Origin of the sequence: Agarivorans sp. QJM3NY_25 (assembly GCF_050870875.2) — a bacterium.
Classification (GTDB): Bacteria; Pseudomonadota; Gammaproteobacteria; order Enterobacterales; family Celerinatantimonadaceae; genus Agarivorans.
The window spans coordinates 3,808,620-3,820,794 of record NZ_CP194041.2; the positions used below are offsets into that span (position 1 = coordinate 3,808,620).

Annotated in this window: 8 protein-coding genes; 5 read left to right on the top strand and 3 right to left on the bottom strand. The window is 45.9% G+C overall.

Annotated features, from left to right (window positions below; genetic code table 11):
• The first annotated feature begins 246 nt into the window (after nucleotides 1-246).
• A complete protein-coding gene (locus tag ACRRSW_RS17460; protein WP_432459987.1) occupies nucleotides 247-1,602 on the top strand; it encodes a hypothetical protein in 1,356 nt (451 codons plus the stop codon).
• Nucleotides 1,603-1,942: 340 nt separating this feature from the next.
• On the opposite strand, the gene ACRRSW_RS17465 is transcribed toward ACRRSW_RS17460, so the two are convergent.
• Complete coding sequence (locus ACRRSW_RS17465; protein ID WP_432451977.1) at nucleotides 1,943-3,127, bottom strand: aromatic amino acid transaminase; 1,185 nt, start codon at nucleotides 3,125-3,127, stop codon at nucleotides 1,943-1,945.
• A gap of 439 nt (nucleotides 3,128-3,566) precedes the next feature.
• Between ACRRSW_RS17465 and ACRRSW_RS17470 the strand changes: the two genes are divergently transcribed.
• Nucleotides 3,567-3,845, top strand: coding sequence for a peptidylprolyl isomerase (locus tag ACRRSW_RS17470; protein ID WP_432451976.1), 279 nt, complete (start codon nucleotides 3,567-3,569; stop codon nucleotides 3,843-3,845).
• A 120-nt stretch (nucleotides 3,846-3,965) separates the two neighbouring features.
• On the opposite strand, the gene ACRRSW_RS17475 is transcribed toward ACRRSW_RS17470, so the two are convergent.
• A complete protein-coding gene (locus ACRRSW_RS17475) occupies nucleotides 3,966-5,726 on the bottom strand; it encodes an alkaline phosphatase D family protein (RefSeq protein WP_432459988.1) in 1,761 nt (586 codons plus the stop codon).
• 616 nt (nucleotides 5,727-6,342) lie between these two features.
• Here ACRRSW_RS17475 and ACRRSW_RS17480 point away from each other — a divergent pair.
• Together ACRRSW_RS17480 and ACRRSW_RS17485 are read left to right on the top strand one after the other, a co-directional pair.
• On the top strand, nucleotides 6,343-6,516 hold the full coding sequence (locus ACRRSW_RS17480) for an ATPase (protein ID WP_432451974.1): 174 nt from the start codon (nucleotides 6,343-6,345) through the stop codon (nucleotides 6,514-6,516).
• Between the two features lie 352 nt (nucleotides 6,517-6,868).
• Nucleotides 6,869-8,203 carry a ferredoxin reductase family protein gene (locus tag ACRRSW_RS17485; protein WP_432459989.1) on the top strand — a complete coding sequence of 445 codons (1,335 nt, stop codon included), beginning with the start codon at nucleotides 6,869-6,871 and terminating at the stop codon, nucleotides 8,201-8,203.
• 192 nt (nucleotides 8,204-8,395) lie between these two features.
• Here the strand turns inward: ACRRSW_RS17485 and ACRRSW_RS17490 are convergent, their stop codons facing one another.
• Nucleotides 8,396-10,480, bottom strand: coding sequence for an autotransporter-associated beta strand repeat-containing protein (locus ACRRSW_RS17490; protein ID WP_432459990.1), 2,085 nt, complete (start codon nucleotides 10,478-10,480; stop codon nucleotides 8,396-8,398).
• Nucleotides 10,481-10,935: 455 nt separating this feature from the next.
• Between ACRRSW_RS17490 and ACRRSW_RS17495 the strand changes: the two genes are divergently transcribed.
• Nucleotides 10,936-12,165 (top strand): aldose 1-epimerase family protein, encoded by a 1,230-nt coding sequence (locus ACRRSW_RS17495; RefSeq protein WP_432451971.1) that lies wholly within the window; start codon nucleotides 10,936-10,938, stop codon nucleotides 12,163-12,165.
• Nucleotides 12,166-12,175: the final 10 nt, after the last annotated feature.

The following is a 12,175-nucleotide window of genomic DNA, read 5'->3' on the forward strand; positions in this document are numbered from 1 at the left end:
TATCCCTATCCACATAAACCAAATGGTTCCGCGTCCGATAGCCGGCACCTCTTCCTAAAATGACGACAAGCAACAAACTCTTTAACTCACCACGTATCGGCTCAGTTACGCCAAGCGGTAACAAAAATAAACCCAGCGCTTAGCCAAGCCAACTAGTTGTATTATAATCAATATTACTAAGCCGCTTCATTTTCTCATTAAAAATGAAGCGGTTCCCTCTACTCGTATTTCTCTAAGGTTAGCTTATTGCCAAATATTCAGTTAAAACAAGAAGACAAGATGGTGGTGAAAATTAACCACCAAATGGAAATGCACACCCATCGACGGGTTGATGTGTACCTGTCCCTTCCCAAAGAAATGGGGATTAGTGCCAAAACATTAAAAGAAAGCAATTATTTTACCAGCAACGTCATCAGCAAACACAGTTATTACAGCCCTGGCTTACATTTGCCTTTATTGCAAAGCCGTTTTGCCAGCATGAATAATTTGGCCATCGAAGAGTACCGCGTCAACTTAAATCTGTTTGCTTATCAATATGCAGTTGCACTCGACGTCGATTTAAAGCTGTTGTTAAAAGAGCAAGACATCGAAAATTTCTACAATCTTGCGAATAGTCTGATGGAGCAGAGTAGTTCTCTGCTGAAAAAGTTTCGCCGTAGCACCCCCACCGGAGCAGCCCAACTGGCTCACTTCGAAAATGCCGACAATTACTTATCTTGGCATACCGAGCAAGTATTTATGAAACTCATCGCAACTCGCCCTCGCAATGGTGAATTCTCAGAGCAACTGAAGCTTATCTTAGATTATACGCGAAGCGAGAAAAACTATCGTACCGAGCGAGCCTATAACTCGACAGCAACGATTAAAGACCCCAACCGAATTGCCAATAAGATGCGTTTAATTCGCCGCCTAATTGAGTACGGCGTTGTGTTTAAAGAAAAGACCTATGCCCTTGGCAATACCAGCCGAAAATTTGTCACTGGATTGGCAACAGCCTTAATCATGGTGGTGGTATTAAGTTTAATCATCAAGACTCAGGGAGCCTTAAGTGGTTTAACGGCTTTAATGGTAGTTGTACTTGCCACCATTTATGGGGTGAGGGAGGTCTTTAAAGAAGACTTAAAAAATGCCCTGTGGCGATGGATTAGCAAAGGACGAGCAAAATGGTCTAGAGAACTACACGATAGCGCAAACAATACCTTGATTGCCAAGCAAAAAATTTGGCTCGATTATATTAGAACCAAACATTTACCAGTGCCAGTGGCCGATATACTCGCCCACCGCCATCGCCGTAATCGCCAAGCTGAAGAATTACTCCACTACCGGATAGAAAGCCGGGTGTTTGGCCGTAACTTTAGGGCTGGTTATAGCGCGATTAACGAATCCTTGTACTTCAATTTAAGACCCTTCGCTCGTTATTTGGAAGGAGGGCGAGGCGTCGTTTATCAAGAAGACAAGGGGAAAATATCCAAAGAATCCATCGAACGTCGTTATCAAATTAATCTGATATTGGCCATCGCCGATGGTGATCAAGAACCAATTTACCAACGCTATAAAATCACCTTAAATCGTAGCAAAATCGCTGATATTGAAGCGGCATGAAGGCTTTTCTTGCTCAGCCCGGTCGCGAACTAAATCAAATACCAATCTGACGAATGATATAATCGGCTTATTGCACAGAATAAATCTGCCGATAACGAGGAGTGAAGCGCAATAATTCATGGTTCTAGTCCCACGATTCAGAATGCAACTAGCGGTGATATTTAGGCCAGCAAGAGTAAACAGATAATTAGTGGGATTGATATAAGCCCAGATAGATCGACATTGATCGCAAACAATATCCAAGAGCAACGTTGCGGCTATCCATTCGAGGAAAGCCGCTCAAAATGTTCACAATAGGGCCTGCAAAGCTTACAGTTACCAGCTTAGCCCGCGGTAGTCGCTAAGCACCAACCGCCAAACAAGCACTCACCAATTGCGGAATCGACTGCTGCGCTAGCCCTGCAATATTGATCCGGCCACCACCCACAATGTAAATGCCATACTGTTCACGCAACTGTTCGGTTTGCTCAAAACTAAAACCAGTGAGCGAAAACATTCCTTGATGAGCACTTAAATAATCAAAGCGCTCACTGTTAGATTGTGTTCTAAACTCTTCGGCTAAGGCTTGGCGAAGGCCGCGCATTCGAACACTCATAACATTCAGTTCTTGTTGCCACAAATCTCGCAATTGCTCATCCCCTAAAATTTCGCTCACAATTGCAGCCCCCCAATTTGGTGGCATAGTGTAACTACGTCGAGCCAATTCAAATAATTTACCTCGCGCATTCATCGCTTGCTGTAAACTTTTCCCAACCACAATGGCTGCGCCAGTCCGCTCACGGTAAAGGCCAAAGTTTTTTGAATTAGAACAAGTCATGACTAATTCAGGTAAACTGTCGGCTAACAGTCGAAGCCCTGCGATATCTTCGTCGACCCCTTGACCAAAGCCCTGATAAGCCAAATCGATAAAAGGCAAAAATCCATGATTTAACGCCAACTGATTAATCTGCTGCCAAGCCGCATAAGAAATATCGGCACCTGTAGGATTATGACAGCACCCGTGGAGCAACAATACATCCTTAGGGCCTAGCTTCGCCACCTGTTCTAACATTGCGGCTTCATCAACCTGCTTAGTCTGCGGGTTAAAGTAAGGATAATAGGCGACCTTCAAACCTGCCGCTTCCATGATCGGTTGGTGATTCACATAACTAGGCGTTGATACCCACACCGTCGCATCAGGGCGAATACTGGCGATTAAATCGGCTAACAAACGCAAGCCACCACTGGCGCCCGGCGTTTGCATAGCAATAGAGCGAGCATGCGCAGCCGTATCGCCTAACAAGAGATCTAATATGGCTTGGTTATAACTTTGGTTTCCAGCTAAGCCCAGATAGGCTTGAGTGGTTTGCGCCGCTAACAAACGCTCCGAAGCCAAAGTGACCGCCTGCATCACAGGAGTAATGCCCTGCTCGTTACGGTAAACGCCAATACCTAAGTCGAGTTTATTAGGACGAGGATCCTGCTGGTAGGCAACGCCTAAAGATAAAATAGGATCGTCTTTGGCTTGGTCGATGGCTTCAAACATGGGGCTTCCTTTTAGTAAATGCCTTGAATAACAGCAAAAATGCTTCATCTATATATCAGACATCTGCACAACTGGCTAGAACGAATATACACCTTAGCTAAACTCACCTCATGATATGCTCAAAATAGCCCTTGATAAGACCAGCATCGAAGCCAAAACAAGCTTGGCCTATGCACTAAATCTGCATTCAATTGGTGATTCATATAGACCTGCTAGTTAAAATCATTTTCCTAGTACCGATATGGCTCCTCTGTAACCAGTCAATCATCCAGAGATAGCCATCAAACTCAATCGCCGAAAGTCAGACCGATAATGGTAAAAGCCTCCGCGAATTTGACAGCTCAGTAAGTTTGCAACTAAAGTTGCACACTCTCACTGCAGATCATCGTACTCGCTTGGTGTGTAGTGCTCATCATTTCAATAGATTTAAGGAACGTTCATGGCTAGAGCAAGTGCTCGTCACATTTTGGTTGATAGCGAACAACAGTGTTTAGAACTGAAACAGCAAATCGAGAATGGCGCAGCCTTCACCGAAATTGCAAAGCAACATTCGAGTTGCCCATCAGGCGCCAATGGCGGTGAACTCGGCGAGTTTGGCCAAGGCGACATGGTGCCAGAATTTGATCAGGTGGTATTTAACGAAGCGCTCAACACCGTTCATGGCCCAATCAAAACCCAATTTGGTTATCATTTGCTAGAAATAACCAGCCGCAGTTAAGTTCAAACGGTTCCATAAAGCCTTGGTGATTGCCAAGGCTTTTTTTAACCGCCGGAGTTGGTGCAGATTTACAGTGTTTAATGCTGTCTATACCACTCAACCATATATCACAGCTTATATTTAAGACATCGTGAGGCCAGCTTGACCCGCTGTCGTTGTTGCTCTCATTTGGCGTGCAGTTAATGGCTGATAATCAGTGGATAAAATCGTATCCACAAAATACCAATCTGCACTGGCGCTGGTTTGACTAAAAGTCACCGTTAAGAAACCACGATTATTAACATTCATATATTTTAAACCGTCAATTAAAGAAACCAGGCCCGCCTCAACATTCGGCACCGCAGCTTCATCAATGGCTAAATACTCTTCTAAGCCGGGAGAGCTCACCGATGAAGTGGCAAACTCGACTCCAACAACCGCTGAACTTGCGTCACTTAAATCGTTAGCCCAAGCATTATGTGTATCCCCGGCTAACACCACTAAATTTTTTGATTGCTGCTTAAAGAGTTGTAATATTGCTTCACGCTCATCAGCGTAGCCATCCCAAGCATCCAAGTTATAGGGAATATTCGGCAACTGTAACTGAGCGAGCACTTCAGTGGTCAATTTGTCAGCGTTAGCGGCTAAGTAAGACAATTCGTCGGCAGTTAAACTAGGATCGCCAGCGTTTGCACGTGCGGCCAGCTGAGCCAAAGCGCCCAATGAGGCATAGCTTTCAACCGACATTAAACCCAGTACGATCGCTGCCGGTAGGTGCATTTTCCCCATTAAGACTTGCTGACCTAATACCTGCCAGCGGGCACCACTAGCCGAGACGTTATCTTGCAACCATTGAAGCTGTTCACTACCAATCATGGTACGTGTTGGATCACTCAGGTCACTGGTCAGCGTGGTTTGATCCAAACTCCCGGTCGCAGCATCGAAGTAATCCGCGTAATCGAGTTGCTTGTCTCTTGCTAAGACCCGGGTATCTAACATATGTAAATCGACTAAATCACCAAAGCTAAAGCTTCGGTATATTTCCTGATAATTCCCTTCAGTCCACGGCCGGATCGGAAGCCATTCGAAATACGCTTGTAAGGCCCCCAGTTTACGCTCTTCAAAATCACCTTCGCCATCATTGTGATTTTCGGCCCCCTCACGCCAGGTATCATTCGCGACCTCATGATCATCCCAAACGCATATAAAAGGCACTTGTGCATGTAGTTTTTGTAGGCTTAAATCCGTGTGATATTGAGCATAGCGAGTACGGTAATCACTCAGTGTAAATAACTCTCCAACCGGCAATACTTGGCGATCGATTTGCTCTGCATTAGCACTGGCATAGCCGCCTCTCGGATATTCATAAATATAGTCCCCAAGGTGCAATACGGCATCTAAGTCTTGATGCTGCGCGGCCAAATCATAAACATTAAAATACCCCGCAGGATAGTTAGAGCAAGACATTACCGCCAGTTTAACCGAGCTTGGAGAACCTTGTACTAAGGTGCGGGTTTTCCCCACCGGCGATTGACGCCCTGCGCTAATAAAACGATAAAAATAGCGACTCCCAGCTTCTAAACCAATCACATCCACCTTGACCGTATAATCGCGAGATGCATTGGTTACCATTTGCCCATTGCTCACCAATTGAGTAAACGCCTCATCGCTGGCCACTTCCCAGGAAACGGTAATATCTCCCGCATACGCGGGCGTAACTCGAGTCCATAGGATCACCGCATCGGCCAGTGGATCACCACTTGCCACACCATGGGTAAACTCAACCGGTATTGCCGACTCTTGACTGCTACCACAGCCCATTAAACCATAAGAAATTACTGCTGCGCCTGCGCCTTTGGCAGACATGATTAAAAAATCACGACGAGAAAGTGAAGCTGTCATTACTACTCCATTAGCATTAAATAAATAGTGGTCAGATGACTAACAGCGCTTAGTGTGGGAGGTGAATATGACAACTTAATTAAGTACTATAAATAAATCTAAGTAATTATTTTTATCATTTAGAGTCCATGAATGAGCGATAATGGCCTATCGGTGCATGTTGCTTCGAAACCAAATCTGTAATCGCAGCGAAAACTCTAAAATAGAGCTTTCTAAGCAACGACTTTGCAACTTTCCCATCCAACATAAAGAGAATAAATTCAGCCGCAGCTTTCTTACTAGAGCGATCCTTGATGGATTTGGCACTGATCCCGCTGCACAACTGAATGCTGCTCAAGCAAGCGCCGAAATCATCATTAAGGGTCAAATGCACTTCGATAACAAGCGGCTCGAAGTTCGATGTCGCGCCTCCAATATTTGCTTTTTCAAAACCACAAAACGGTCTGCTTACCTTGCCAGGGATCGTGTTTTCTAATCAATTTAAGATCGATCAAGGACTTATTCGATAACGCTAATACAGCTAAGCCTGCCCTGAGGGTTTGGAATAAAAGCAGTGCAATGATCAAACAAATTACTGGTATACTTATGCGATTAGTTTTAGCAACGAGACCAGTACATGTTAGACAATCTTAAAATCCCCGAAAACATAGAGCAGGAACCTGAACTCCCCATTCCTAGTATCGAAGAGCAGAAAAAAATTGTCGCAGAGTTAAAACGCTTAGAAGAAGCTGGTGAACTCACGCCGGAAATTCTCGAGGCCTACATGACCGGCAAACGTAAGCCTGAGTAATCTTCTTCGCTTCATAGGGATAAACAAATGCCATCCAATCGTTTATCCCTAAGCGTCAATCATTAAACAATGTACTCAGCCTGAATATATATCTTCCACATCCCCCCTTCATTGATTCTCTGTATCGATAATTCCACCAAGTAAACTCAGGCTAAATTCAACATTCGGTTCATATCATTCAACATGTCGCGACTCATGATTACCGTTGAGCATGATCAAACAACTATTCCCAGTGAACATCAATCTATCCGCCGCAAAAATAGCTGACGTTTTACATTTCTTTACATAGCTTGACGTTTTACAAGATTGTATTCAGTAAACTTAAAGTGACGATATGTATTTGGGAACCACCATGAAAAAGATTTATTATGCTGTAGCGCTATTGTTAATCGTTTTGTCAGCATTTTGGTTGCAAGCCGAGCCTCAGCTCTGGTCCTATGACAACTTCTTTCAATATCGCTCGGCGCTGGTGCAATATAGTGGCATGCTCGCATTGGCGTTAATGACTCTAACGATGATCCTGGCTTTAAGGTTAGCCTTTGTAGAAAGGCTCACTCAGGGTTTAGATAAATCGTATCGCCTGCATAAATGGTTGGGCATAGCGGCCTTGGTGACCGGGATCTGCCACTGGTTATTGTCGATTATTCCACGATACCTAGTGAGCTGGGAAATTCTCAGTCGGCCAAGTCGCTCACATGGTCCACGCAACCCCGATTCCTTCTATGCCGTCATTCAACCGCTACGCCATACCGCCGAAGATATTGGTGAATGGGCTTTCTATGCCTTCGTTATTCTGGCGGCGATTGCCTTAATTAGCGCGATCCGTTACAACAAATTTAAACTATCCCACCGTTTGATGTCGCTCTGTTATTTGGCGATTGCGATGCATTCGCTCATATTAATTAAACACAGTTATTGGCCTTACCCAATCACCTATATTTGTATCGGTCTTGCTGTCTTAGGCTCTTTGGCCGCACTTTGGAGTTTATTGGGTCTGATCGGTAAGTCCCGTCAACATCAGGCTAGGATTAGCGATCTCAAGTTCAGCCCCGATAATCAGGTATTGGAATTACAACTAGCAGCCCCCACTTGGCAAGGCCACCAAAGTGGACAGTTTGCTTTTTTAGGCTTTGCTGGCGAGCCCCCTCACCCCTTTACCATTGCCTCTACCAACAATAAAAGTGGGCAACTACGGTTCTTAATCAAAGAACTCGGAGACTTCACCTCCACCTTGAAAGACCGTATAAAAGTGGGAGATAAGCTTCGAGTAGAAGGTCCCTATGGCTACCTCGCCTTTAAAGATCCGGCCCCCCAACTTTGGATCGCCGGCGGCATTGGCATCGCCGCATTTGAGGCCATCTTAGAGGAACGTCAGTCCAGTAAAGATAGTCCTGATGCGATACTTTATTATTGTACCAGCGCCCCCAACCAGGCCTTAATTGATAACTTAATTGAACAAGCGCAACGCGCTCGGGTCGACCTGCGGATCATCAACCGCTGTAAACAGCAAACAACATTGCCTGCTCGGCTCAGTGTCGCCCAACTACAGACAGAGGTGGGCGATCTATTTGAACGTAAAACTTGGTTCTGCGGCCCCAGTGCTTTTTCCGGCGATCTGCGACGTGACTTCGCCGCCATCCACTATCCACTCAAACACTTCCACGAAGAACTTTTTGAAATGCGCTAAACCACGTCGCTCCCCACGCCGATGCCAAAGGGACCCGCCAGGGTCCCTTATGTCAACGCGCCAGATCTCTGGCCTGCAACGGCTTTACCCAAGTACCGAGGGCCAGCGCTTCGAGCTGCCCCTCACATCATAAGACCTGCATGCAAGAACATTCAAGCCTCTGGCGAGCCAGCTTACGGCTGCTCAAGCGACTTAGAGAATATGAGCGATCACCGCCTGATTGCGGTACTCAAGCCGAAGCTCAATGTCTCCGGCATCCACTCGAGTAAACTCACCATAGCGCTGACCGGCCTCAATGAGAGGAATTGCATCACCGGCGTTTAAGTCCAGCGCGCTTAAATCCAAGTGGAGTTCTCCCCCCTCAATAAACAACTGCTTCACAACATTGACCGGCGTAAAATCAGCCCCTGGCACCAGCTTTAAAATCCCGCCTTCCTGAGTAAAGTGACCAGCAATATTTAAAGGCTCGCTCAGAGCCACGCTTAGACCGCCATCTAACAGATAAACATCACCTGAACCTAGCGCATGAGCACTCTCGGCAACAATCCTGCCCTGCTCAATTAAGCTGCCGCCGCGGTAAGAATTATTACCGGCAAGATGCAAGCTGCCCGAGCCCTGCTTGGTGAGTTTGCCGGCCCCGCTGATATCGTTATACCACCAATCCCGAGCATGAAAACCGCCCTTACGTGCATCCATATTAACCGTTACATCGCCGATAAATGCCCCATAACCATCGGCAGCGGTGACTAAGTCAAGCCGGCCCCAACCTTTGCTGTCATCTAAAATAGGGTAACCGGAATCGAGCGCCGTGGTATATAACACCGCACGACGTTGCATATCACTCAGATAGGGCTGGCGAGTCTCTAACAAACGTTCCGCACCTTCCGGGATCTCTGGCGCTTGACCCGCAAGTTGAAGGTTTTGGCTAAACCCGTAGCTTAAACGTTCACGATAAACCCGTTTATTCGCCTGACGATCTGCATAGCGATTATTATTCCCAACCTCGACAATAATGTTATCGCCATCAATAAAACCTAACTCATGTTCGACCCAGCGATGTGCGTAATCATACAGCTCTAGTCCTTCAGCTTGCGCTTGCCCAGCAAAATACGCTTGCGCTTGCTGATAGGCAGCTTGTGCATTCTGATAGATGTGGTCCTGACCTAAGGCATAGGCCGCAATCGTTTGAAAATGTATCCGCGCGCCCATAACATCTAAGGGAGAATGCATTCCGGTAATGATTCGGTTCTCACCCAATTGTGAGCCACGAGTCAACAGCTCTGCATAACGCTGCGGGAAGGCGTAGGCGTAGGCCATGGCTGCCAAATAACCCGCATTGGTATGGCCACTGGGGTAACCACCGTCCTTGCGACGATTTTCCCCTTCATCAGTTAAGGGATCATTTCCATGATGCCGAGCGGCGCAGCGCAGACCCGGCAATACCTTCACCGGACTCTGATACCAGTCGTAAATTCTTTGCTCGGTGCTGCCATCCTGTTGTTCACAGTGATGAAGATAGGTCCCCAGATAGTCAACTTCTCCAGATGCCGTCATCCGCCAGGGCCGAGGACTAGAGAAAATATATTTAGAACCATTCGCCGAAGCTGGCGAATTTTGGCGAAAATCGTTCACCAACTGCACCACTGCGCCGAGGTCGGCGTGAATATCACCTGAGTAATCGCCACCATCATTATGAACCGCAAAGAAGTTCTCATTTTCAAGCACATCGCTCACCCGTGGAACATCCAGATCGACATAGGCACCACTCCCCGCAAGGTAGGCATGAGTCAGGGGACCAAAACCATCGATGACGCTGTAGTTTTTACTACGCCGATCATCGGAATAACTCTCGATGGCTTGTTCCGGGGTTCGCTGCTCGGTCACTTGCAACACGTAGCTCATATTATGTCGCCAGGCATCGGCATCGATGATCTTTTGCTCCTTGAAGCTTTCCGGCCCATCACCATTTGCATCATTTTGCCAGCCCGATAAGCCCAGGTGCCAGATACGATTAAATCCATTTAAGATGGTGGCTACAGGGTTGTGCTCAATCATAAACCGTTCGGGATCTTGAGCATTATGCTCGGCATGCTCGACGACTGGCAAAGGATAAACGCGAGACGGAATCGCCACATCGAGTTCATGGCCCACTCCTTCAGGCTTATTTGGCTTCGTCGGCGAAGGGGATGAAGAGCTAGAAAAATTACAGCCCAGCAGACTAAGCATCAGCAGTGAAGCCAGGCTCAATTGTATTTTATGGTTTGCAAATGTTGTCATATTTTTTGTCAGCAATAAGTAAGTGATAAATTTGAAGAGCCAAGACCTTATATGCCGAATATGACCCGACCATTGCAAAAAAGTAAAAACCAATCCAGCAAAGGTAAAATCCATAAAAAATAATATAAACAATTGATATAAATAGAAATATTTTATTTTTTGGTGGCTTATTAATGCCTAAAACGCAACGAAACCTGAATAATCAGGCCCGACCAAGCGGTGCCTTTACAACACCCGGATAAATAACTGAGCCAAGCGCTCTGTCGCCCTTTCGACCAGCCAAGTGAAATGCTGCTGAAAGTGATTCAGCAATCAATTATCACACTGTGTTGCTTGCTGAACCTTGCTGAAATCACGTTCACTCATTCTCTTATTGAATAAATCATCGGTAAGCGTATGGTCTTGCTGAATCGATTCAGTTATGTGTACTTAGATAATTAATGAAGGAATATTCAATGAACATTAAATACTCGTTAGCTGCTGTTGCTCTAGGTTTATGCTCTGCAAATGCTTACTCAGCCGAATTCCTACTCACCGACTCCAGCTCGTCTTTAGATGTAGGGGACTGGAAAGTAAGCAGTGCCTCTCTTGGCTATCAAAGTGATACCCCATTCTCGATTGAAAAACGCAGCCTAAAGGGTGGCAAACAAACCGGTGTCGATGTATTGGTCATCAATAATGGAGAAATGTCGATTACCCTTGTGCCGACTCGCGGCATGGGGATCTACAATGTACAAATGGATGGTAAACGCATTCTAGGTTGGACTTCACCAGTCAAAGAAATTGTAAACCCCGCCTTCATTGACTTAGAGAGTCGCGGCGGTTTGGGTTGGTTAGATGGTTTTAATGAAATGTTAGTCCGCTGCGGCTATGAATGGACGGGCCACCCGGGCGTTGACGATAATGGTCAATTGCTCAGCCTGCATGGCCGCTTACAGAACACCCCAGCTTCCACAGTAAAAGTGATTATTGACGATACCCCCCCTCACAAAATTACCATTCAGGGTGAAGTGAGCGAACGGACCTTTAAAAAAGCAGAGCTGGTCACCATGACTGAGTTTCAGGTGACGCCAGGTGCAAACAGCTTCTCCTTGCACGACAGTCTCACCAATAAAGCCGATTATGATGATGAATACCAAATCATTTATCACTCCAACTTTGGTCGTCCTATTTTGGAAAAAGGCGCCAAAGTCACTGCTGCCGCCAAGGAAATATCGCCATTTAATAGTTATGCCAAAGCTGGACTCAAAGATTGGCAAACTTATTTAGGCCCCACCAAAGACTATGACGAAATGGTCTTCAATTTGAAACCCATCGGCGATAAACAAGGCAACAGCTTGGTGGTGCTGCACAATAAACAGGGTAATCAGGGAGTTGCGGTTGGCTATAACGTAAAACAATTGCCCGTATTAACACTGTGGAAAAATACCGATACCGACCAACAGGGTTACGTCACTGGTATTGAGCCCGGCACTAGTTATGCCTATAACACCAAATTTCAACGTCCGCTTGGTTTAGTTCCCACCATCAAAGCAGGAGAAACTAAACACTTTGATGTGAGCTATACGGTTTTACGGAATAAACAAGAAGTGAAGTCTTCTTTAGCTCAAATTAAAAATATTCAAAAAGGCACAGAGCTGAAGCAAAGCATGGACTTAATCGTCGACTTGGATAAAGTTCAATAAGCGACGCTTA